This is a genomic window from Achromobacter sp. UMC71 (assembly GCF_014170305.1).
Taxonomy (GTDB): domain Bacteria; phylum Pseudomonadota; class Gammaproteobacteria; order Burkholderiales; family Burkholderiaceae_B; genus Achromobacter.
The window spans coordinates 286,816-309,065 of record NZ_LZZT01000010.1 but is presented as its reverse complement, the minus strand read 5'-3'; the positions used below and the strand labels follow the sequence as shown (position 1 = coordinate 309,065).

The 22,250-nt window shown below is 66.9% G+C and carries 24 protein-coding genes; 5 read left to right on the top strand and 19 right to left on the bottom strand.

Annotated elements, in window-relative coordinates; genetic code table 11:
- Positions 1-10: 10 nt before the first annotated feature.
- The 6 genes from A9974_RS04930 to mltG form a co-directional block, all read right to left on the bottom strand.
- The gene (locus A9974_RS04930; RefSeq protein WP_183003019.1) at positions 11-751 is read right to left on the bottom strand and encodes an IclR family transcriptional regulator; all 741 of its coding nucleotides are present in this window, start codon (positions 749-751) and stop codon (positions 11-13) included.
- A 282-nt stretch (positions 752-1,033) separates the two neighbouring features.
- Positions 1,034-1,927, bottom strand: coding sequence for an ankyrin repeat domain-containing protein (locus tag A9974_RS04925; RefSeq protein WP_183003018.1), 894 nt, complete (start codon positions 1,925-1,927; stop codon positions 1,034-1,036).
- Positions 1,928-1,966: 39 nt separating this feature from the next.
- On the bottom strand, positions 1,967-2,737 hold the full coding sequence (locus tag A9974_RS04920) for a TatD family hydrolase (protein ID WP_183003017.1): 771 nt from the start codon (positions 2,735-2,737) through the stop codon (positions 1,967-1,969).
- Between the two features lie 57 nt (positions 2,738-2,794).
- Positions 2,795-3,844, bottom strand: coding sequence for a DNA polymerase III subunit delta' (holB, locus tag A9974_RS04915; protein ID WP_183003016.1), 1,050 nt, complete (start codon positions 3,842-3,844; stop codon positions 2,795-2,797).
- A complete protein-coding gene (gene tmk / locus A9974_RS04910; protein ID WP_183003015.1) occupies positions 3,841-4,464 on the bottom strand; it encodes a dTMP kinase in 624 nt (207 codons plus the stop codon). The genes holB and tmk overlap by 4 nt, the downstream gene beginning before the upstream one ends.
- Entirely contained in the window at positions 4,461-5,576 is a 1,116-nt protein-coding gene (mltG, locus tag A9974_RS04905) for an endolytic transglycosylase MltG (RefSeq protein ID WP_183003014.1), read from the bottom strand. The genes tmk and mltG overlap by 4 nt, the downstream gene beginning before the upstream one ends.
- Before the next feature lie 157 nt (positions 5,577-5,733).
- Here mltG and A9974_RS04900 point away from each other — a divergent pair, with 157 nt between their 5' ends.
- Positions 5,734-6,732: a folate-binding protein YgfZ gene (locus A9974_RS04900; RefSeq protein WP_183003013.1), complete on the top strand. Its 999-nt coding sequence runs from the start codon at positions 5,734-5,736 to the stop codon at positions 6,730-6,732.
- Positions 6,733-6,775: 43 nt separating this feature from the next.
- On the opposite strand, the gene A9974_RS04895 is transcribed toward A9974_RS04900, so the two are convergent.
- From A9974_RS04895 to A9974_RS04865, 7 genes are all read right to left on the bottom strand, one after another.
- Positions 6,776-7,465, bottom strand: coding sequence for a VIT family protein (locus A9974_RS04895; RefSeq protein WP_183003012.1), 690 nt, complete (start codon positions 7,463-7,465; stop codon positions 6,776-6,778).
- A 58-nt stretch (positions 7,466-7,523) separates the two neighbouring features.
- Complete coding sequence (locus tag A9974_RS04890; RefSeq protein ID WP_183003011.1) at positions 7,524-7,976, bottom strand: PaaI family thioesterase; 453 nt, start codon at positions 7,974-7,976, stop codon at positions 7,524-7,526.
- Between the two features lies 1 nt (position 7,977).
- Positions 7,978-8,868: a 3-hydroxyisobutyrate dehydrogenase gene (gene mmsB / locus A9974_RS04885; RefSeq protein WP_183003010.1), complete on the bottom strand. Its 891-nt coding sequence runs from the start codon at positions 8,866-8,868 to the stop codon at positions 7,978-7,980.
- A gap of 102 nt (positions 8,869-8,970) precedes the next feature.
- The gene (locus A9974_RS04880) at positions 8,971-10,146 is read right to left on the bottom strand and encodes an enoyl-CoA hydratase/isomerase family protein (protein WP_183003009.1); all 1,176 of its coding nucleotides are present in this window, start codon (positions 10,144-10,146) and stop codon (positions 8,971-8,973) included.
- Positions 10,143-11,297 (bottom strand): acyl-CoA dehydrogenase family protein, encoded by a 1,155-nt coding sequence (locus A9974_RS04875; RefSeq protein WP_183003008.1) that lies wholly within the window; start codon positions 11,295-11,297, stop codon positions 10,143-10,145. The genes A9974_RS04880 and A9974_RS04875 overlap by 4 nt, the downstream gene beginning before the upstream one ends.
- 201 nt (positions 11,298-11,498) lie before the next feature.
- The gene (locus A9974_RS04870) at positions 11,499-11,846 is read right to left on the bottom strand and encodes an RnfH family protein (protein WP_183003007.1); all 348 of its coding nucleotides are present in this window, start codon (positions 11,844-11,846) and stop codon (positions 11,499-11,501) included.
- The gene (locus tag A9974_RS04865) at positions 11,836-12,270 is read right to left on the bottom strand and encodes a type II toxin-antitoxin system RatA family toxin (RefSeq protein ID WP_183003006.1); all 435 of its coding nucleotides are present in this window, start codon (positions 12,268-12,270) and stop codon (positions 11,836-11,838) included. Before A9974_RS04865 ends, A9974_RS04870 begins: the two co-directional genes overlap by 11 nt.
- Positions 12,271-12,442: 172 nt before the next feature.
- On the opposite strand from A9974_RS04865, the gene smpB reads away from it, so the two are divergent.
- Positions 12,443-12,910 carry an SsrA-binding protein SmpB gene (gene smpB / locus A9974_RS04860; RefSeq protein WP_183003005.1) on the top strand — a complete coding sequence of 156 codons (468 nt, stop codon included), beginning with the start codon at positions 12,443-12,445 and terminating at the stop codon, positions 12,908-12,910.
- A 12-nt stretch (positions 12,911-12,922) separates the two neighbouring features.
- Here smpB and A9974_RS04855 read toward each other — a convergent pair whose 3' ends face one another.
- From A9974_RS04855 to A9974_RS04845, 3 genes are all read right to left on the bottom strand, one after another.
- Complete coding sequence (locus tag A9974_RS04855) at positions 12,923-14,125, bottom strand: GGDEF domain-containing protein (RefSeq protein ID WP_183003004.1); 1,203 nt, start codon at positions 14,123-14,125, stop codon at positions 12,923-12,925.
- A gap of 26 nt (positions 14,126-14,151) precedes the next feature.
- The gene (locus A9974_RS04850) at positions 14,152-15,078 is read right to left on the bottom strand and encodes an SPFH domain-containing protein (RefSeq protein ID WP_025138819.1); all 927 of its coding nucleotides are present in this window, start codon (positions 15,076-15,078) and stop codon (positions 14,152-14,154) included.
- A gap of 153 nt (positions 15,079-15,231) precedes the next feature.
- Complete coding sequence (locus tag A9974_RS04845) at positions 15,232-15,672, bottom strand: NfeD family protein (protein WP_183003003.1); 441 nt, start codon at positions 15,670-15,672, stop codon at positions 15,232-15,234.
- Between the two features lie 166 nt (positions 15,673-15,838).
- Here A9974_RS04845 and A9974_RS04840 point away from each other — a divergent pair, with 166 nt between their 5' ends.
- Together A9974_RS04840 and A9974_RS04835 are read left to right on the top strand one after the other, a co-directional pair.
- Positions 15,839-16,576 carry a glutamine amidotransferase gene (locus tag A9974_RS04840; protein WP_183003002.1) on the top strand — a complete coding sequence of 246 codons (738 nt, stop codon included), beginning with the start codon at positions 15,839-15,841 and terminating at the stop codon, positions 16,574-16,576.
- 123 nt (positions 16,577-16,699) lie between these two features.
- Positions 16,700-17,542, top strand: a complete 843-nt coding sequence (locus A9974_RS04835) for a bifunctional transcriptional activator/DNA repair enzyme AdaA (protein WP_183003001.1) — start codon at positions 16,700-16,702, stop codon at positions 17,540-17,542.
- 216 nt (positions 17,543-17,758) lie between these two features.
- Here the strand turns inward: A9974_RS04835 and ppsA are convergent, their stop codons facing one another.
- Positions 17,759-20,125, bottom strand: a complete 2,367-nt coding sequence (gene ppsA / locus A9974_RS04830) for a phosphoenolpyruvate synthase (protein WP_183003000.1) — start codon at positions 20,123-20,125, stop codon at positions 17,759-17,761.
- Positions 20,126-20,318: 193 nt separating this feature from the next.
- Here ppsA and A9974_RS04825 point away from each other — a divergent pair, with 193 nt between their 5' ends.
- The gene (locus tag A9974_RS04825; RefSeq protein ID WP_183002999.1) at positions 20,319-21,146 is read left to right on the top strand and encodes a pyruvate, water dikinase regulatory protein; all 828 of its coding nucleotides are present in this window, start codon (positions 20,319-20,321) and stop codon (positions 21,144-21,146) included.
- 119 nt (positions 21,147-21,265) lie between these two features.
- Here the strand turns inward: A9974_RS04825 and A9974_RS04820 are convergent, their stop codons facing one another.
- Positions 21,266-21,745, bottom strand: coding sequence for a DUF2846 domain-containing protein (locus A9974_RS04820; protein ID WP_183002998.1), 480 nt, complete (start codon positions 21,743-21,745; stop codon positions 21,266-21,268).
- A gap of 19 nt (positions 21,746-21,764) precedes the next feature.
- A complete protein-coding gene (locus tag A9974_RS04815) occupies positions 21,765-22,238 on the bottom strand; it encodes a DUF2846 domain-containing protein (RefSeq protein WP_183002997.1) in 474 nt (157 codons plus the stop codon).
- Positions 22,239-22,250: the final 12 nt, after the last annotated feature.

Below are 22,250 nucleotides of genomic sequence, written 5' to 3'. Positions count from 1 at the left end.
ATAAGTGGCGTCAATGCGCCTGCAGCTTGGCGGAGATGCGGCGGGCCGCGGCGACGGTCAGGTCGATGAAGGCCTGGGGCCGCTGGCCGGCGCGGGTGGACGGGGCCATCAACGTAATCGAGGCCACCGCCTGGTTCGGGCGCTGGAAGATCGGCACGCTGACGCCCCACACGCCGGCGTCCACTTCGCTGTCGGTGACGGCGTAGCCCTGGGCGCGGATGGCGTCCAGCTCGCCCGCCAGCCGGGCGGGGTCCACGCCGGCGTCCTTGGCCAGCAAGGTCAGCGCGGTCTGCAGGCGCGCGGCCGGCATGAAGGCCAGCAGCGACTTGGCCGAGGCGCCGCGCGCCAGCGGCAGGCCACGGCCCTTGGTGAAGGAGCAGCGCAGCGGATGCTGGCTTTCGACCATGTCCAGGCACACCGCCTGGTCCTTGACGGCCACCAACAGGCCGATGGTCTCGCCGGAGGCCGCAGCCAGCGCCGCCATGTCCGGCTGCGCTTCGTGGATCAGGAACGACGACTGATCAAAACCCCACGCCAGTTGCACGCACAGCGGGCCGGGGCCGTATTCGCCCTCGTGCTCGGCAACGAAGCCCCAGCGCTTGAGCAGCCCCACTTGGCGATACAGCGTGCTTTGGGCCAGACCGGTCTTTTCCGCCAGCGCGGCGATGCTCAAGGGGCCGTCGTGCCGGGCCAAGGTGGCCAACACATACAAGACGCGATCCGCGCCCGCCCCAACCGACTGATCCGACATGAAAAACGCACTCCCAGCATTGATGAAGCGCAGATTATCAATTTACGGTGTTCAAACTTCAAATTATTCCCACCAGATGGGAATTTACAGGGAAAACCCCGAACCGGGCCGCTGAATAAACGGCGGAAAGGCCCGCCGACCCGCTTTGGACGGCGCCTGCCGCCGTCGCGCAGGCTGCCCTCGCGCCCTCCGGCGACGCTGGCGCGGGTCAAGAAAAAACCCGCCAGACGGCGGGTTTTCAGGAGATCCACGCGCAAGGCCGCGGCGGGCCCGGGCGGCGGATCAAGGCGACGCGGGGGTGTCGTAATTATTCAGGCGCACGCCCGACACACCGCCCACGTTGGGCACACCCGGTGCGGCCTGGCTGGCGCTGCCCGGCGCGGGTTGCGCCACTGCGGGCGGCGTGACCGCCGGCGCGGCGTCCTGCGTGGCCGTGGGATCGGCCGGATCCGGCTCTGGCTCGGCCGGCGCGCTGGCGCGGCGAGCCTGCTTGGCCGCGTCCTGCTGCGCAATCATTTTCTGCAGCTCGGCCGCCAGCGCGGTCGACTTGCCGGTGCGGGCCCAATCCGCCGCGTTCTGGTCCTTGGTGTCGCGGGTAGTGATGTCGGCACCCGCCTTCAGCAGCAGGTCCACCATCGGCTTGTTACCCGACAGCGCCGCCATCATCAGGGGCGTTTCGCCATTGGGCGCGGGCGCGTTCACCATGGCCTTGTTCTCGAGCAGCAGCCGGGCCATGGCCATCTGGCCCTTGGAGGCGGCGTAATGCAGTGGCGTCCAGCCCAGGCGGTTGACCTGGGCGCCGCGTGCCATCAAGCTGCGCGCGCGGTCGGTCTGGCCGGCGATGGCCAGGTACATCAACGGCGTCTCGCCCGCCGGGTTCTCGGCGTTCACGTCGGTGCGCGGATCCGCCGCCAGCACGTCGAACACCTTCCAGGCGCCGTCCACCACCGCCCGCATCACGGCCGGCTGGCCGTTCTTGTAGCGCACGTTGGGATCGGCGCCCTGCGCCAGCAGGTCCTTGATGTCGTCCGGATAATCATTGGCGACGTAGATCCACCAATCACCCGGATTGGCCGCCTGCGCCACCGGCGCCGACAGCGCGACGCACAACGCCAGCAAGGCGCCGCGGCAGTGCGAGACGAGGCGGCGACGGGACAACACGGAATGGGCGGCCATGGCAATCCTAAGAAATTACTTTAAATAATTAAAATTAAATTATCTCTTTATCTTATTGAAAAGATTAAAGAAATTCTCAGTCGAAGCGCGCGCCACTTCCGCCACACTGATACCCTTCAGATCGGCGATCTTCTCGGCCACGTGAATGACCTTGGACGGATCGTTGATCTTGCCGCGGTACGGCACCGGCGCCAGATAGGGCGAATCGGTTTCGATCAGCAGGCGGTCCAGCGGTACCTTGGCGGCCACCTCGTGCACCACGTGCGCGTTCTTGAACGTGACGATACCCGACAGCGAAATATGGAAGTTCTGGTCCAGCGCGGCCTGGGCCACTTCCCAGGTCTCGGTGAAACAGTGCATCACCCCGCCCACTTCGGCCGCGCCCTCTTCGCGCAGCATGCGCACGGTGTCTTCGGCGGACGAGCGGGTGTGCACGATCAGCGGCAGGCCGACGTCGCGCGCGGCGCGGATGTGGTGGCGAAAGCGCTCGCGCTGCCAGTCCAGCGGCTCGGACAGGCGGTAGTAGTCCAGCCCGGTCTCGCCAATGGCCACCACCTTGGGATGGGCGGCCAGGCGCACCAGTTCGTCGGGCTCGGGGTCCGGCGTGTCTTCATAGTCCGGGTGCACGCCCACCGAGGCCCACAGATTGGCCTGCGGCTCGACCAGCGACATCAGGCCCGGCCATTCGGGCATGTTGACGCTGACCACCAGCGCGTGGGTTACCTGGTTGGCGGCCATCCGGTCGAGAATGGCCGGCAGGTCGGCGGCCAGCTCGGGAAAATTCAAATGGCAGTGGGAATCGACGTACATGGAATTCGGTTCGGGTTGCGGTGCCGCCGCCTGGGCGGGCCCGGGGCGGCAGGCGGGTTACGCCTGGCAGGATAGCACCACGCGCTGCAGGGTCGCGTGGGCGAAAAGCTTGGCATTCAAGGGGTGCGTGGCCAGCGCGCGTTGCCGCGTCAGCCAGCGGGCGGCTTCGGCCACGCGCGCGGTGTTCATGCGCGCGGCCACCTGCTCCACGCCGCCGGCCAGCGCCGGGAAGTAGCGCACCGGCGCCCCCGCGGCAGCCAGCATCAGGTCGGTGTACAGCCGTTGCAGCGCATCGATCCACTCGGCGGGCGCGGCTTTTTCCAGCGTCTCGGCCAGCGTACCCACGTCGGGCGCCTGGCCCTTGGAGAGCGGGCCGATCAACTGGGTCAGCCACGGCGGGCAGGCGGTCTCGGCGTGCTGCGCCAGGCGCAGCGCAGCCAGCGGGGCGCCCCCCGCTGCGGCCAGCCATTCCCGCGCCGGCTCCACGTTCTGGTCGCGCAACCATTGCAGCGCGGTGTCGGCGTCGGGCGCGGGCAGCGGCAGGCGGCGGCAACGCGACACCAGCGTCGGCAGCAGCCGGTCGGGCGCATCGGCCACCAGCAGGAACACGGTGTGCGGCGGCGGCTCTTCCAGCACCTTGAGCAAGGCGTTGGACGACACCACGTTCAGCGCGTGGGCCGGATACAGCAGCGCCACCCGCCAGCCGCCCCGGTGCGTGGCGGTGTTGAACCAGGATTCCAGCGAGCGGATCTGGTCGATGCGGATTTCCTTGGACGGCGTCTTCTTGGCGGCGCCTGCAGCCGGCTCGGCGTCCTCGGCGGCTTCCGCGGCATCCGCGCCCTCTTCGACCGCCACGGCCTCGGGGCGGATGCGGCGCAGGTCGGGATGGTTGCCGCTGGCGAACCAGGCACAGGCGGCGCAATGGCCGCAGGCCAGGCCGTCTTGCGGCGTTTCGCAAAGCAGGCTGGCGGCGGCGGCGATGGCGAAGTCGAGCTTGCCGATGCCGGCCAGGCCGTGCACCAGCCAGGCATGCGCGAAGCGGTCGCGGTTGCCCAGCCAGGCCCGCGCCGTTTCCATCTGCCAGGGCAGGAACTGGGGCGCGCTCATGAGCAGGCCGCCACCAGCTCACGCAGCCCGGTTTCCAGGTCGGCGCGGATTTCGGCAATCGTGCGGGTCGAATCGATCACGCGGATGCGGCCAGGATCGGCCGCGGCGCGCGCCTGATAGGCCGCGCGGGTGCGCTCGAAGAACGCCGCGCCCTCGCGCTCGAAACGGTCGGGTTCGCGCGCATCGGCCAGCCGCAACCGCGCCACTTCCAGGGGCACGTCGAACAGCCAGGTGCGGTCGGGTTGACCGGCCTGCATCCAGGTTTCCAGCGTGGCCACGCGCTCGGCGCCCAGGCCGCGGCCCCCGCCCTGGTAGGCATAGGTGGCATCGGTATAACGGTCGCAGACCACCCAGGCGCCGCGCGCCAGCGCGGGCTCGATGACCTGGCGCGCATGTTCGCAGCGGGCGGCAAACATCAGCAGCGTTTCGGTATCCAGCCCCATCGGGTCGGTCAGCACCAGGGCGCGCAGCTTTTCACCCAGCGGCGTGCCGCCGGGTTCGCGGGTCGACACCACGTCCAGGCCCTGGCCGCGCAGGAAGTCGGCGATCCAGCCCGTGTGCGTGCTCTTGCCCGCGCCGTCTACTCCCTCCAGCGTGATGAAGCGTCCGCGTGAGGTCATTGGTCTTGTCCTTGTGCTGGTGCCGGATCGGCGTCCGGGGTCGAAGTGGGAGCCTGGGCCGGCGCAGCGGCGGGCGCGGGCGCCGGCGCAGGCCTGGCGGCCGGGGTCTGGCCCAGGATGTAGCGCGACACGTTGCGGTTGTGCTCGGACAGATTCACCGAGAACTCGCTGGTGCCATTGCCCCGCGATACGAAAAACAGGAATTTGTGCTGTTCGGGCTGCACCGCGGCCAGCAGCGCCGCCCGGCCAGCGGCCGCGATGGGCGTGGGCGGCAAGCCCGGACGCGTATAGGTATTCCAGGGCGTATCGGTCTGCAGGTCGCGCTTGCGGATGCGGCCTTGGTAGGCGTCTCCCATGCCGTAGATGACGGTGGGGTCGGTCTGCAGCAGCATGCCGATCTTCAGGCGGTTGGTGAACACGCCCGAGACACGGCGGCGCTCCGGACCATGACCGGTTTCCTTTTCGATAATGGACGCCAGCACCAGCGCCTCGTAGGGCGTAGCCACCGGCAGGTCGGCCTGGCGCTTGGACCAGGTGTCGTCCAGGATGCGCTGGCCTTCCTGGTAGGCGCGGCGCAGCAGGTCGAAATCGGTGCTGCCCGGCGTGAAGATATAGGTATCGGGGAAGAACAGGCCTTCGGGATGCTTGATATCCGAGCCCAGCTTTTCCATCAGCGCCTCGTCGCTGATATCGCCCAGCGTCTGCTTGACGTCGGGATTCTCGCGCAGCGCCTGGCGGATCTGGCGGTAGGTCCAGCCTTCCAGGAAGGTGATCTGGCGCTGGGTCATGTCGCCGCGCGCCATGCGTTCGAGCAGCAGCCAGGGCGTGTCCCCATTGATGGCCTGGTAGCCGCCGGCCTTGATCAGCTTGTCTTGCTCGGACAGGCGCGCCATCCACACAAAACCAGGCTCCCAGACCGGCACGCCCACGGCGTTCAGCGCGCGCGCGACCGTGCGCGGGCTGCTGCCCGGGTCCACCACGAAATCGATCCTGTCGGCTGGCAGGTGCAGGGGTCTATGCATCCAGCTCCAGGCGGCGCCGACGGCGGCGGCCGCGGCCAGCACGATGAGCAGGAAAGACCACAGGACGTAAAAACGGAGTCGCTTCTTCATAAGTCTGGGAAGTTTAATGGATCGTGCGAACCTGTCGTGACAAAACCAGGGCCGGAGCGCGTATTGCGCCCCTTTGCCCGTCCAGGACATGGACCTGCCAGGAAAGGAACACGGCTATCATCAAGCCTTTGATGACGAGTCACGGGCCTTTGCCGCCATGCATGCTTTCTATTCTTCGATTCCGGCGCGCGCGGAAGGTTGCGCCCAATGCGCGCCTTTGGACGATTTTGCCGTCTTCACCGCCGCCGGCGCCGACGCGCTGACCTTTCTGCACGGTCAATTGACACAAGACGTCACCGGCCTGCCCGTTGACGCCGCCCGCCTGGCCGGCTACTGCACCGCCAAGGGCCGCCTGCTGGCCACGCTGGTGATGTGGCGCGGCGCCCCCGCCGGCGACGACGCCCCGCAACTCTATGGCCTGGTGCGCCAGGACCTGTCCCAGGCCCTGCTCAAGCGCCTGTCCATGTTCGTGCTGCGCGCCAAGGTCAAGCTGGCCCCCGCACCCCTGCATGTCGCCGGCGTGCAAGCCGATCCCGCGCAACTGGCCGCCCTGGAAGCCGCCACCGGCGCCCTGCCGCGCGGCGCCTGGCAGCGCGCCGACCTGCCGTCCGGCACCTGGATCGCCGCGCCGTCGGCCGGCGCCACGCTGCGCTGGTGGTGGATCGCGTCCGACGAACAGCTGGCCGCGGCCGCGCCGCTGGCCGCCGTGCTGGGGCTGGCCCCGGCCGCGCAATGGCACGCCGCCGACCTGGCCGCCGGCATCCCCTGGATCACCACGGCCACGCAAGACGTCTTCATTCCGCAGACGGTCAACCTGGACCTGATCCAGGGCGTGAGCTTCACCAAGGGCTGTTATCCCGGACAGGAAGTCGTGGCGCGCAGCCACTACCGCGGCACGGTCAAGCGCCGCATGGCCTATGGCACCATCGCCGGCGCCGGCCTGCCGGACAGCCCCCTGGCGGGTATTGACGTGTTCGACGCCAGCCAACCCGGCGAACCCACCGGCCGCGTCGTGGACGCCGCCGCGACGCAAGACGGGCTGTCCGTGCTGTTCGAGACCACCCTGACCGCGCTGCCCGAAGGCGATCTGCGCTTGGGTGCGGCCGACGGTCCGCGCATCGCGGCCGCGCCGCTGCCCTACTCCATCACGCCGTAACCCGGCCGCGGCCAAGTCAGGCCAGCCAAGACCAGGCCACGCCTTACACCACCGTCCCGAACAAGGCGCCCACGCCCGCGGTGGCCGCCATCGCCAGCGCTCCCAGGATGGTCACGCGCAGCGCCGCCGGCCCCTTGGGCGCGCCCCCGGCGCCCGCGGCCAAGGCCCCCAGGGCGGCCAGACAGGCGACGGACGCGCCGATCACCCAGAGGATCAATTGCGGCATCGGCGCCACCGCGGCCACCGCCAGCGGCAACGCCGCGCCGCCCGCGAAGGACGCGGCCGATGCCACGGCGGCCTGCACCGGCCGCGCGCGGTTGTGCACCGAGATGCCGAGTTCGTCACGCGCATGGGCATCCAGCGCGTCGTGGCGGGTCAGTTGCCGCGCCACTTGTTCGGCCAGGTCTCGCGACAAACCGCGGTCGACATAAATCCCGATGAGCTCGTCCAGCTCTTGCTCCGAATTGCGCTTGAGTGAACGCTGCTCCATGCGCAGGTCCGCCGCCTCGGTGTCGGCCTGCGAGCGCACGGACACGTATTCGCCGGCCGCCATCGACAGCGCGCCGGCCACCAGGCCGGCCAGCCCCGAGGTCAGCACCGCGCCGTGGGTGGCCTGCGCCGCCGCCACGCCGGTAATGAGGCTGGCGGTGGACACGATGCCGTCATTGGCGCCCAGCACAGCAGCGCGCAGCCAGTTGCTGCGGAATATCCGGTGGTGTTCTTTCGAGGGCATGGCCGAAGACCTGTTCAGCGCGTGACAAGGCTTGCGGCGGCAAGCCGCCGCAAGCGGATCAGCGCGGCGTCACGCGCACCGCGGTGAGCAAGCCTATCACGCAAAGCGTGGCCTGTTCGCCGTCGTAGGCATGCACCTCGACCTGGCAGATGGACAGCCTTTTGCCTGGCTTGACCACGCGGCCGCTGGCCACGTAGCGGTCACCCTTGGCCGGCGCCAGGAAGTTCATCTTGAACTCCGAGGTCAGCACGTCCTCGCCCGGCTGGAACAGGCTGAAGGCGGCATAACCGCCGGCCGAATCGGCGATGGTGGTGGAGATGCCGGCGTGCAGAAAGCCGTTCTGCTGGCACAGATCCTGGCGGTAGGGCAAGACGATGTCCACCCTGCCCGGCTCGACCACGTCCAGGCTGGCCCCGATCAGCCGCATGATGCTTTGCTGATCGAAGCTGGCCTTGACGCGCCCGGCGGGATCGTGGGAAGCCTGATGGGTGGACGGCGGGCGGGCCGTCATGTCAGTCCTGTTCGCGCTTGACCAGGTTGACGATGCTGGAGAAGTCCAGCTTGCCCGAGCCGCCCGCGCTGTGCAGCGAATACAGATTGCGCGCCAGCTCGCCCAGCGGAATCGAGGCGCGCGCGGCCAGCGCCGCTTCGGCGGCCAAGCCCAGGTCCTTGAGCATCAGGTCCACGCCGAAGCCGCCGGCATAGCCCTTGGACGCCGGGGCGTGCTCCATCACGCCGGGCCAGGGGTTGTACAGTTCGGTGGCCCAGTTGCGGCCCGAGCTCTTGGCGATGATGTCCGACAGCACCTTCGGGTCCAGCCCGTTGGCCACGCCCAGCGCCAGCGCCTCGGACGTGCCGGCCATCAGGATGCCCAACAGCATGTTGTTGCAGATCTTGGCCACCTGGCCGGCGCCCGCCGGACCCGCGTGGAAGATGTTCTTGCCCATTTTTTCCAGCACCGGGCGGGCGCGCTCCAGCGCGGCGACCTGGCCGCCCACGATGAAGGTCAACGTGCCCGCCGCCGCGCCGCCGGTGCCGCCGGACACCGGTGCATCGATCATGGCGATGCCGCGCACCTCGGCCGCCTGGGCCACCTTGCGAGCCGAATCCGGCGCGATCGTGCTGCATTCGATGACCACCGCCGCCGACGGGATCTTGCCCAGCAGGTCTTCACCCAGGTACAGGCCTTCGACGTGCTTGCTGGCCGGCAGCATCGAAATCACCACCTCGGCGCCCTGGACGGCTTGCGCCGCCGACGCGGCCGACTTGGCGCCCGCATCGGTCAAGACCTTGACCGCCGCCGGCACCAGATCGAACACGGTCAGGCTGTGTCCGGCCTTGACCAGGTTCAACGCCATGGGCGAGCCCATGTTGCCCAAACCGATAAACGCGATACTGCTCATGATGTCCTGTCTCCTGTTGCTATTGCTGTAGGTATGAAATCATCGTGTGCTGCGTAATGCGAACCCGCCCCGCCAGCTCGGGGCCGGCGGGGCGGGAGGATGTCAGCGGCCTTCCTTGCCCAGGTCGTCCAGCGGATGCGGCTGGCCTTCGGGCCAGGGCTCATCGAAGAACTTCTGCACCCAGGCCTCGCTGGCCATGTCCAGCGACGCCGGATTCCAGCGCGGTTTCTTGTCTTTGTCGATCAGCAACGCCCGGATGCCTTCGGCGAAATCGCCGTGCGCCGTGCAGTGCAGCGCCGCCACGTATTCGGCGCGGAAGACATCGTCCAGCGAGCGCAGCCGCATGCGCTGCTGCAACGCGAACGACAGCCGGATCGAACCCGGCGAGCCTGCCAACATGGTGGCCGCCGCGCGCGCCAGCCAGGGGTCGGCGTGGTCTTTCAGGGTGGCCACTTCTTCGTAGATCTCGTCCAGCCGGTTGCCGCTGCACAGGCTGTTGATCAGAAACGAATGGTGGCGCAGGTTGCCGCCTTCCAGCGGCGCCTGCGGCTCCAGCGCCGTCAGGGCGCGGCGCAGCAGGCCTTCGTTGATCGAGCGCGGCGGAATCGCGTCTTCGGCGCCGCCCGTGGCCTGGCCGCCCCAAGGTTGTTCTTCCAGCGACGCCAGCAACTTGGGCCAGTCTTCGTGGTTCAGACGGAAATCCGCCAGTCCAGCGAAGATCGCGTCGGCGGTATTGAGCTGTGCGCCGGTCAGGGCCAGGAACACGCCCGTGCGGCCCGGCATGCGGTTGAGCAGCCAGCTACCGCCCACATCGGGGAACAGGCCGATGGAGACTTCCGGCATCGCCAGCCGCGAGGTCTCGCTGACCACGCGGTGGCTGGCGCCCATCATCAGGCCAATGCCGCCGCCCATGACAATGCCGTGGCCCCAGCACAGCACCGGCTTGGGGTAGCTGTGGATGCGGTAGTCGAGCCGGTACTCGTGCTCGAAGAAGCGGCGCGCATAGGCGTTGCCCCAGGGGCCCTTGCCCGCGTTTTCGGTCATGCTGCGGTACAGGCCGTGCAGATCGCCGCCGGCGCAGAAGGCCTTTTCGCCCGCCCCCTGCAGCACCACCAGCGCCACGCCCGGATCGCGCGCCCAGGCATCCAGGCGCTCGGCCAGCAGGTCCACCATCTCCAGCGACAGGCCGTTCAGGGTTTGCGGCGAATTCAGCGTCGCAATCCCGAAGCGCATCCCATTGGCAGCGGTTCTTTCTTCGAACAGCACCGGTGCAGTCATCTTATGTCGGCTCCTTTTTCCAACAATTGGCGGGCGATGATCACACGCATGATCTCGTTGGTCCCTTCCAGAATCTGATGTACGCGAGTATCGCGCACCAGACGCTCCAAGGGATAGTCCCGCAGGTATCCGTAGCCGCCGTGGATCTGTTGCGCATCCAGGCAGATCTGGAACCCCATGTCGGTCGCGAAGCGCTTGGCCATCGCGCAGTAGGTCGCCGCGTCGGGCGCTCCCGCGTCCAGCTTGCAGGCCGCCAGGCGCACCATCTGGCGCGATGCCACCAGGTGGGTGGCCATGTCCGCCAGCTTGAACTGCAGCGCCTGGAACTCGGCCAGGCGGCGGTTGAACTGGCGCCGCTCGTCCATGTAGCGGCGCGCAGCGTCCAGCGCGCCCTGGGCCGCGCCCACCGAGCAGGTGCCGATGTTGATGCGGCCCCCGTCCAGGCCCTTCATGGCAATCTTGAAGCCTTCGCCCTCTGCACCCAGCAGGTTGCCCGCCGGTACGCGCACGTTCTCGAACACGATGGGCCGGGTGGACTGGCTGTTCCAGCCCATTTTTTCTTCCTTGCGGCCGTAGCTGATGCCGGCGCTGTCGCCAGGGATGGCAAAGGCGCTGATGCCGCCGGCGCCCTCGCCGCCGGTGCGGGCCATCACCACCAGCAGATCGGTGTCGCCGCCGCCCGAAATGAAGGCCTTGGCGCCATTGACCACGTAGTGGTCGCCGTCGCGCTGCGCTCGGGTGGACAGCGACGCGGCGTCGGAACCCGCGCCCGGCTCGGTCAGGCAGTACGACGCCAGCTTCTGGCCGCTGGCCAGCAACGGGCCCCAGGCCTCGCGCAGGGCCGGCTGGCCCCACTTGCCCACCATCCAGGTCGCCATGTTGTGGATCGTCAGGAACGCCGTGGTCGACGGGTCCACCGCCGCCATTTCCTCGAACACCAGCGTAGCGTCCAGGCGCGGCAGCCCCAGGCCGCCGATGTCCTCGCTGGCGTAGATGGCGCAAAAGCCCATCTCGCCGGCCCGGGCAAACGCCTCTTTGGGGAAAATGCCCTCGGCGTCCCAGTGCGCCGCATGGGGCGCCAGTTCGCCTTGCGCAAAGTCGCGCGCGGCCTGCGCGAACGCGCGCTGCTCGTCGGTCAGTTCCAAGTCCACAGCCTGTCTCCTGATGTTATGGGTATTGTCTGTTGGCGTTGCTGCCGTCTCGTGAACGCCAGCCTGCCGATTTTGACATGACGTTGACGTAAACGTAAGTGCGGTGACGTTAATGTTACGCCGGAAGCGCCAGCGGAATTTGTCCTATTGATGACAATGTGGCGCGCGGGGGGCGGCCCGCCCGCGGAGACGCATGCGTCCCTACAGCAGCCCGGCCGGCCGCACCCGCCCATTGCGGGCGGTCTTGGCGCGGCGGTGCTCGGCGCGGCGGCGGCGCGATTCCTTGGGGTCGAAGGACAGGCCGCGGTAGATCTCGACGCGGTCGCCATCGGCCAGCGGCGTCTGCGGTTCGGCCGCGCGGCCGAACACGCCCACGCCCCGCTCCCAGGCCGGCACGACCGGAAATGCCTGCGCGAAACCGCTGGCCTCCAGCGCATCGGCCACGGTCGCCCCGGCCGGCAGGCGCACGTCGCGCAGCCACACCTGGGCCGGCAACGCGTAACAGACGCAGACGCCGATCAGGCCGTCCGCGGACGGCTCATTCGCCATATTTGGCCTGCGCCCGCTTGGTGAAGGAATCGATGAAGCTGGTAGCGATACGGTTGAACACTGGCCCCACCACCATTTCAAGCGCGCGGTTGGAAAAGGCGTATTCCATGGTGAACAGCACCTTGCACGCGTCGTCGGCCAGCGGCTGGAATTCCCAGTGCCCCACCAGGCTGGAGAACGGGCCGTCGACCAGCTCCAGATCGATGCGGTCCGGATAGACGTGCTTGTTGCGCGTGGTGAAGCGCTGCTTCATCCCCGCGAAGCTGATCAGGATGGAGGCCTGCATGCCGTGCTCGTCGCGGGTCTGCACCTCGGCGCCGCCACACCACGGCATGAACTCGGGGTACTTTTCCACGTCGGCCACCAGGTCGAACATCTGGGCGGCGCTGTAAGGCACCAGGACGGATCGCTGTACTTTGTGCATCGACTATCGCAAATGGCTAGAATGAGAGGATTTTACCGGTACCACGCCATCCAGGCCAAAACGGCGGCAGAGAGTGGCTGCAAGATCGCCAAAACAAGATGGGCCACAAGATGAGTGCAAAATAAGATGTGTGCAAAATAAGATGTGTGCAAGATAAGATGGGCAAAACAAGATGAGCATTATCGATAACCGCAAGGCCACGCACGATTATTTCATCGAAGACCGCTACGAGGCGGGCCTGGTGCTGCAAGGCTGGGAAGTCAAGTCGATCCGCGACGGCCGCGTGCAACTGAAGGAAAGCTACGTCATCGTGCGCGACGGCGAGCTGTACCTGCTCGGCATGCACGTCAGCCCCCTGCCCACGGCGTCCACCCATATCCATCCCGACGCCATGCGCACGCGCAAGCTGCTGCTCAAGGCCGAGGAAATCAGCAAGCTGATCGGCAAGGTCGAACAGCGCGGCTACACCCTGGTGCCGCTGAACCTGCACTACAAGAATGGCCGCATCAAGCTCGATTTCGCGCTGGGCCGGGGCAAGAAGCTGTTCGATAAGCGCGACACCGCGCGCGAAAAAGACTGGCAGCGCGAGAAAGAACGCATCATGAAGCACGACACCCGCGCGCCGCGCAAAGACGACTGACGCGGTGCCAATCTAGGCGGCCGCCGGCAAGGGCGCCGGCTCGGCCCGCCCCTCGACCAATGTCACGCCCGGCCCCACGACCCGGTTGCGCCCGGCCTGCTTGGCCGCATACAGCATCCGGTCGGCGCGTTCGAAACAGGCCTGCAGGTTCTCGCCAGGCAACCAATCCACCACCCCCGCGCTGAACGTATACGAAATCGTGCTGCCGCCATGCGCGCAGGGCGTGCGCCGCACGGAATCCAGCAGCCGGTCCGCCGCCTCCATCACGGCATCGCTGCGCATGTCCGCGAACAGCACGCTGAATTCCTCGCCCCCTACCCGGCCCACGTGATCGCCCGTGCGCAGCGTGGCCGTGGCCAGCAGCCCGAAATGACGCAGCACCGCGTCGCCGGCGGCATGGCCATGAGTGTCGTTGATGCGCTTGAAATGGTCGATGTCCAGCACCATCAGCGCCAGCGGACGGCGCGTGCGCAGCGCCTGGGCGCAGTAACGCTCGGCCTGCAGCCACCAGGCCTTGCGCGACATCAGCCCGGTCAGGAAGTCGGTGCTGGCCTCCTGCTCGCGATCGGCCAGCATGCGGTCGTGGATGATCATGATGGCGCCCAGGGTCAGGCACGGCATGGCCAGCACGCCCAGCGTCATGAACAGGATGTTCCAGGCGGTGGGCTCCAGCAGCGTTTCGGCCAAGGCCACCCCAGACGCGAACACCACCGCCCGCAACCCGCAAGTCACGCCCGAGATCATCGCCACCGACCAGACGAAGTAGTAGCTGTAGCGCGACCGGTTCTGCGGCATGCCGCGCCGCACCCCCATGGCGACGGCGAACATGAAGCCCATCTGCAGCGTCGACATGGCCACGATACGCGGCGCCACCTGGCTGTCGATATACGTGTACCCCGCCACCACCAGCCAGGCCGCGACGCAGGCCACCATCATCAGATGCCGCGGCACCCGCTGGCCCATCAGCCGCCGGATGCCCGTGTAATAGGCGCACAGCGCCAGGCCGATCAGCACATTGGGCAGCAGGATCGACAACCAGCGCGGCGCCTCGGTGACCTGCAAGCCGAATAAAAAAAACGCCAACAGCGTAAGCAGGTTGGCGCGTATGGTTTCGCTGATCCCGGCCATGCCGCTGCGCGCCAGGGACCCCAGCACGCAAAGCGACAGCACCCCCGCCAGCACTGCTATCAACAGCAAATGAACGGGAGCGATCATGGGCGGTGCGCCTGACGGCGCGCGGTTCAGGTGTTGCGGGTGGATTTCACAATGGTCATGGCGGACGCGATCATGCCGCCCACATCCGCCAGGTTGGCCGGCAGGATCAGCGTATTGCCTTCCTTGGCCACGTTGCCGAAGGCTTCGACGTAACGCTCGGCCACCTTCAGGTTGACCGCTTCCATGCCGCCCGGCTGACGCACGGCGTCGGCCACTTGCGTAATGGCCTTGGCGGTGGCTTCCGCGATGGCCAGCACGGCAGCGGCTTCACCCTGCGCCTGGTTGATCTGCGCCTGCTTCTCGCCTTCCGAGCGGGCGATGGCGGCTTCGCGTTCGCCGGTGGCGATGTTGATCTGTTCCTGGCGGCGGCCTTCCGAAGCCGCGATCAGCGCGCGCTTTTCGCGTTCGGCGGTGATCTGCGCCTGCATCGAACGCAGGATCTCGTTGGGCGGCGTCAAGTCCTTGATTTCATAACGCAGCACCTTCACGCCCCAGTTCAGCGCCGCCTCGTCCAGCGAGGACACGATGTTGCTGTTGATGGAATCGCGTTCTTCGAAGGTGCGGTCCAGCTCCATCTTGCCGATCACCGAGCGCAGCGTAGTCTGCGCCAGCTGCGTGATCGCCGAGATGTAATTGGACGAACCGTACGATGCGCGCATCGGATCGGTCACCTGGAAGTACAGCACCCCGTCCACCTGCAGCTGCGTGTTGTCGCGCGTAATGCAGACCTGGCTGGGCACGTCCAGCGGGATTTCCTTGAGCGAGTGCTTGTACGACACCCGTTCGATGAACGGGATCACGAAGCCGGCGCCCGGCGACAGCACGCGGTCGAACTTGCCCAGCCGTTCCACCACCCAGGCATGCTGCTGGGGAACAATGGCAATCGCCCTGATGACAATAAGAATCGCCAGCGCGACGATGACGAGCAGGACGATAGTGGAGGTATCGATCATGATGTAGAGCCTCTTCTGGGGTGAATGCGGTGGCGCTCCTGCCCGCGGTAGCCAGGGCGCCTGCTGCTGCCGGCTCCGCCTGGGGCGGGCTCGGGTCGTACGTGGGGCCTGCCGGCGCGGAAAGAAAACCCGCTTGCCGCGCGGCCGGCCCTGCTAGCGGGCGGCGCCGGCCGTGTCGCCCTTGGGCGTCAGGACCAGGCTCGTGCCGCGCATTTCGGTAATGATGTGTTCGCCGGCGTGGGCGGGCTGGCCCGCGGCCAATTCCGCCTGCCAGTGCGCGCCGCGGTACCAGACGCGCGCCGTGCCGTTCTCGGCCCAGGCTTCCACCTTGACGGTCTGGCCGATATCCAGGTTGACGTCGGCGTTGCGGGCGGAGTTGACCTCGCGCTTTTTCAGCACGCGTGTCTTGCGCAGGAGCAACAGGCCCAGCAGCAGCACCACGCCGCAAGCCACCAGCTGCCATTCCAGGCCGGCCAGCAGCCACGCAGCGACACCGCCCGCGGCCAGTCCCAGTGCCACGAGCAGCAAGTAGAACGTTCCCGTCGCCAGTTCCCCGATAAGGGCCAGCGCGGCCAGTCCCAGCCATATCCACATAGTCGAATTCGCCTGAAAGGATGAGTTGTCCAGCGGATTGTACGTATTTCCGGGACACAACGGGGGCATCCGGCCCCGCCACGGATAATCGCCTGGATTATGATGTGCGTTGGCGTTCGCCATCCGGCCCGACCCGGCGCCCGGCATCTTCAACGCATAAGCCTCCATGACCGCTGCAATACCCTCAGTCCGCCCCGTCCTGATTCTGCACACGGGCGACCCGGACGACACCCTCAAAAGCCAGTTTGGCGGCTATGCCGAACAGCTCGCCCGAGCCTCGGGCCTGGCCCCCGACGCGCTCGAAGTCGTCGCCGTCCACGCCGGCGAACATCCCCGCGCGCCCGATCAATACCGCGCCGCCCTGATCACCGGCTCGCCCGCCATGGTCACCGATCTGGAACCCTGGAGCGAAGCCACCGCCGCCTGGCTGCGCGAGGCGGCTGCCGCCGGCCTGCCTATGTTCGGCATCTGCTACGGGCACCAGTTGCTGACGCACGCCCTGGGCGGCAAGGTCGGCTACAACCCGGCCGGCCGCGAAGTCGGCACCCAGACCGTCGAGCTGCTGCCCGCAGCCGCCGGCGACAAACTGCTGGCTGGCCTGCCGCCCACCTTCCCTGCCCAGATGCTGCACGCCCAGACCGTGCTGCAGCCGCCGCCCGGCTCGGCCGTGCTGGCGCGCTCCGACCTGGACGAGCACCAGATGATCCGCATCGGCCGCAATATTTTTTCGACCCAGTTCCACCCCGAATTCGGTCCGGATTTCGTGCGCGCCCACCTCGAACGCTTCGGCCGGCGCTATGCCGCCGAGAACCTCGACGTCCCGGGCCTGTCCGCCAACGTACGGGCCACGCCCGTGTCCGGCGAGCTGGTGCGCCGCTTCCTGGATGCCTACGCGCCGGCCTGAAGCCCGCGCGCCCGGCGGCGCGGCAAGGCGACAGCGCCGCCCGCAACATCCGGAGTGCGGCGGCGGGCGGCCTTTGAGAACATACCCAAAAGCGCATCAATCCCCGCGCCCAGGAGCCCCCTCATGACCCAAGCCGCCCCCTTGAGCAAACAGCACGCAGCCGCCATCGAACGCGCCTGCCGCGCCCTCGAAGCCGAGCAACCGCCCGACCTGAACACGCTGGCCGAACAGGCCGGCATGAGCCGGTTCCACTTCCATCGCCTGTTCAAGGCGGCGACCGGCATCACGCCCAAGGCCTACGCCAGCGCGCTGCGCGCCGACCGTACCCGCCAGCAGTTGCGGCAAGGCGCCAGCGTCACCGACGCCATGTACGGCGCCGGCTTCAATTCCAGCGGCCGCTTCTACGAAGCCGCGCCCGCCATCCTGGGCATGACGCCCACGGCGTTTCGCAAGGACGGCGCGGGGGTCGAGATCCGCTTCGCAGTGGGCCAATGCTCGCTGGGCGCGCTGCTGGTCGCCGCCAGCGACACCGGCATCTGCGAAATCGCGCTGCACGAAGACCCCGAACAACTGGTGCGCGACCTGCAGGACCGCTTCAAGGCCGCCCGCCTGATCGGCGCCGACCACGAATTCGAGCAATGGATGGCCGCCGTCGTCGGCTTCGTCGAAAACCCGTCCGTCGGCCTGCACCTGCCGCTGGACGTGCGCGGCACCGCCTTCCAGCGCCGTGTATGGGAAGCCCTGCGTGAGATTCCGGTGGGCGTCACCGCCACCTATACCGACATCGCCGAACGCATCGGCTCGCCGCAAGCCGTGCGCGCCGTGGCCCGCGCCTGCGCCACCAACAACATCGCCCTGGCCATTCCCTGCCACCGGGTGGTGCGCACGGATGGGTCCCTGGCCGGCTATCGCTGGGGCATCGACCGCAAGCGCGAGCTGATTGCGCGGGAAGCCCTGGCGGCATAGCGGCGTGCGCGAATCGCGGCCCGTCCGGGCCGCGACGTTCAGTTGCCGAATTCCGCCAGCACCGCCTCCACCGAAAACCGCCACTTCGCCGCTGGCCACCCGCTAGTATCTCGAGCCGAAAGCGCTGTCGAAGGTCGTCGTGGAAAAGACGGGATAGCGCCCAGGCAAAAAAAACCGCGCCGTTTCCGGCGCGGTTTTTTTGCTAACGCTTGGCCATTATTGCTTGGCCAGGCGTTGCCACGTATCGACAACGGTGTCCGGGTTGAGCGACATCGACAGGATGCCCTCGTCCTTGAGCCATTGCGCGAAGTCCGGGTGATCGCTGGGGCCTTGGCCGCAGATACCCACGTACTTGTTGGCCGCCAGGCAAGCCTTGATCGCGCGGCGCAGCATGAACTTCACGGCTTCGTCGCGTTCGTCGAAGTCGGCGGCCAGAAGCTCCATGCCCGAGTCGCGGTCCAGACCCAGCGTCAGCTGCGTCATGTCGTTCGAGCCGATCGAGAAACCGTCGAAGAACTGCAGGAACTCGTCGGCCAGGATCGCGTTGGACGGCACTTCGCACATCATGATCAGCTTCAGGCCGTTTTCGCCGCGCGCCAGGCCGTGCTTGGCGAGCAGGTTCACGACCTTCTCGGCCTGACCCAGCGTGCGCACGAACGGCACCATGATCTCGACGTTGGTCAGGCCCATGTCATCGCGCACCTTCTTGAGGGCTTCGCATTCCATGCGGAAGCACTCGGCGAAGTCCTCGGCGATGTAGCGCGACGCGCCGCGGAAGCCCAGCATGGGGTTCTCTTCCTCGGGCTCGTAGCGCGAACCGCCCACCAGCTTGCGGTACTCGTTGGACTTGAAGTCCGACATGCGCACGATAACCGGCTTGGGATAGAACGCCGCCGCGATGGTGGCCACGCCTTCGGCCATCTTCTCGACGAAGAACGCGCGCGGGCTGGCATGGCCGCGGGCGGCCGATTCCACGGCCTTCTTCAGCTCGCCATCGACGTTCGGGTAGTCCAGCACCGCCTTCGGGTGGATGCCGATGTTGTTGTTGATGATGAATTCCAGACGCGCCAGGCCCACGCCACCGTTGGGGATCTGGGCAAAGTCGAACGCCAGCTGGGGGTTGCCCACGTTCATCATGATCTTCAGATCGATGGCGGGCATGTCGCCGCGGCGCACTTCCTCGACTTCGGTTTCGATCAGGCCGTCATAGATGCGGCCTTCGTCGCCTTCGGCGCACGACACGGTCACAGCCTGGCCTTCCTTGAGCAGGTCGGTGGCGTTGCCGCAACCCACCACGGCCGGAATGCCGAGTTCACGCGCGATGATCGCCGCGTGGCAGGTACGGCCGCCACGGTTGGTGACGATCGCCGCAGCGCGCTTCATGACGGGTTCCCAGTTGGGGTCGGTCATGTCGGTGACCAGCACGTCGCCGGGCTGCACCTTGTCCATGTCGGAGATGTCGCCGACCACGCGCACCGGACCCGCACCGATCTTCTGGCCAATGGCGCGGCCGGTGATCAGGACCTGGCCGGTGGCCTTCAGGCGGTAGCGCTGCTGCACGTCGTTGACGCCCTGCTGCGACTTCACCGTTTCCGGACGCGCCTGCAGGATGTAGATCTTGCCGTCGACGCCGTCGCGGCCCCACTCGATGTCCATCGGACGGCCGTAGTGCTTTTCGATGATGACGGCGTAGCGGGCCAGCTCATTGACCTCGTCGTCGGTCAGGGAATAGCGGTTGCGTTCCGACACCGGCACGTCGACCGTGCGCACGGCGCGGCCCTCCGGACGCTCGGGGTCGAATTCCATCTTGATCAGCTTGGAGCCGATGCGGCGGCCGACGATGGGGAAGTGGCCCTGGGCCAGCGTGGGCTTGAAGACGTAGAACTCGTCGGGGTTGACGGCGCCCTGCACCACCGTTTCGCCCAGGCCGTACGACGAGGTGATGAACACCACGTCCTGGAAGCCCGATTCGGTGTCGATGGTGAACATCACGCCGGCGCTGCCCTTGTCCGAGCGCACCATGCGCTGGATGCCGGCCGACAGGGCCACATCAGCGTGGGCATAGCCCTTGTGCACGCGGTAGGAAATGGCGCGGTCGTTGTAGAGCGAAGCGAACACGTGGCGGATCTTGTCCAGCACATCGTCGATGCCCACCACGTTCAGGAAGGTCTCCTGCTGGCCGGCGAACGAGGCGTCGGGCAGGTCTTCGGCGGTGGCGGACGAGCGCACGGCGAACGAGCCCTTGCCGTCAGCGTCGAGCTTGGCGAAGGCGTCGCGGATCTGCGATTCGAATTCAGGCGAGAACGGCGCGTCGATGATCCATTGGCGGATCTGCGAGCCGGCGTTGGCCAGTTCGCGGACGTCTTCGGGGTTCAGCGTGGTCAGGCGTTCGGCGATGCGCTTATCCAGGCCCGAGGCCTTGAGAAAGTCGCGGAAAGCATCAGCGGTCGTGGCAAAGCCGCCCGGTACGCGGACACCCGCGCCAGACAGCTGGCTGATCATTTCGCCTAGTGATGCGTTCTTGCCTCCTACCGAGTCCACGTCCGTCATGCGGAGCTGCTCGAACAAAACAACATACGACATTGAAGTCACCTTTTACAATGGAATGAAAGCGAGTTTGGTCAATGCAGATTCGGCGCCCGGCAACTGCCCGGAAATTGCCGATCCGACTGCGCTGACCAAACTGGCCTTGGACCGCCCTTGGGGTGACTTATAGGGGCCTGATTGTACTCGTACGAGCACATCCGGCCATCTGCCTGGTTGGAATTTTTTACACATGACATCTACCCCGATCGTACGCACGGTATACATCGTTTCCGACAGTACCGGCATCACTGCGGAAACCTTCAGCCAGTCAGTGCTTTCCCAGTTCGAGGAAGTCGATTTCAAGCCCGTCCGGCTGCCGTTTGTCGACACGCTGGAAAAGGCCGCCGAAGTGGCTGCGCGCATCGACCGCAGCGCCCTGGAAGCCGGGGTACCCCCTATCGTTTTCAGCACCCTGGTCAACCCCGACATCCTGTCGCGTGTTCGACAGGCGAACGGAATTTTCCTGGACCTGTTCGGCACCTTCGTCAGCCACATCGAACAGGCGCTGGGGCTGAAATCCAGCCATTCCATCGGCCGCTCGCACATGCAGGCCAACTCGGAAAAGTACCGCAACCGGATCGACGCCATCAATTTCAGCCTGGCGCACGACGACGGCCAGTTCGTCAACCAGCTGGACCAGGCCGACGTCATCCTGGTGGGCGTCTCCCGCTGCGGCAAGACCCCGACCAGCCTGTATCTGGCCATGCAGTACGCCATCAAGGCGGCCAACTTCCCGCTCACGCCCGATGACTTCGAGCGCGGCACCCTGCCCTCGACCATCGCGCCGCACCGCGCCAAGTTGTTCGGCCTGTCGATCCAGCCCGAACGCCTGTCCGAAGTGCGCAACGAGCGCCGGCCCAACAGCCGCTATGCGCAGCTCGAGCAATGCCGCTACGAAGTCGCCGAAGCCGAACGCATGATGCGCCGCGAAGGCATCTCGTGGCTGTCCACCACCACCAAGTCGATCGAAGAAATCTCGACCACGGTGCTGCAGGAAGTCGGCCTGGACCGGGGCTGAAAACGATCAGGGCGCGCCGATGGCGCGCCCTGATCGGGTCCTATCTGCGAGGCCGGGTGCCCGAAGCCGCGCCGGGCAGACGCCCCCGGGTCAGCTTCGCCCCGCCCCTTGCGCCTGGCTCAAGGCCGCAGTTTCACCCGTTCGCGCGAACCCGCCCCCCAATACTTCAGCGGCGCCATTTCCTGCTGCGCCACCGTCTCCGAGTCTTCCATGCGCATGACCTGGGTGCCTGCGCTGGACGAATTGCCGCCCACGCCCTCGATGCTCAGGCGCACATAGCGGGTCTGGCCCGGCGCCAGGTCGAAGGTCAGGAACTCATTCTCGCGCATGGTATCCACGCGGTAGGTGCCGGCCGGCCGGTTGATGAAGAAGAAGCTGCCCGGCTTGGAGCGCCCGACCTTCTGGCCGTTGAGCCGCAGATAGGGCTGGCTGGACAGCGCGCCGCCCGGCGCGGAAGGCTGGTAGAAATAGATACGGGCGGTATCCGGCACCATCACCGGAATATTCGCCGCCACGTCCCGGTAGCGGGCGCCGCCGCAACCTGCCAACACCCCTGCCGCGACTGCTGCGGCGGCCAACATCTTGATTCCGCGATACATCGTTTTCCTTGTTGTGTGATTACAGGCCCGGCACCTGCTCCGGCGAAGCAGCACCCCAATAACGCAACCGGCGCATTTCGAACTCGGCCGTCTCCGGTGGATCGATCAATGTCAACCTCGGCCCGCCCGTCGCCGTCCTGCCATCATTGGATGCCACGTCGACGCGCACATAGCGGGTCTGCCCCGCGTCCAACATGAAGCTCACGCCACTGTCGGTCCAATACTGGCTCGTCACCACATAGCTGCCGGCGGGCCGATCGACGAAAAAGAATCCCCCCTGCTTGTTGCGGCCCACGACGACGCCGTTGACGCGCAGCTTCTGCTGTCGCGATGTCACCAGATTCGGGTTGAGCTGATAGAAATAGATGCGCCCCTCGCCCTCTGGAATGGGAGGAATTCGCGCGCCAGCAGTCTCGTACCGCGTACCGGCACATCCCGCCAACGCCACAGCCACCACCGCCACGGCGGCGGACAATACGGTCCTGCGATTCATCGTCATCCCTCG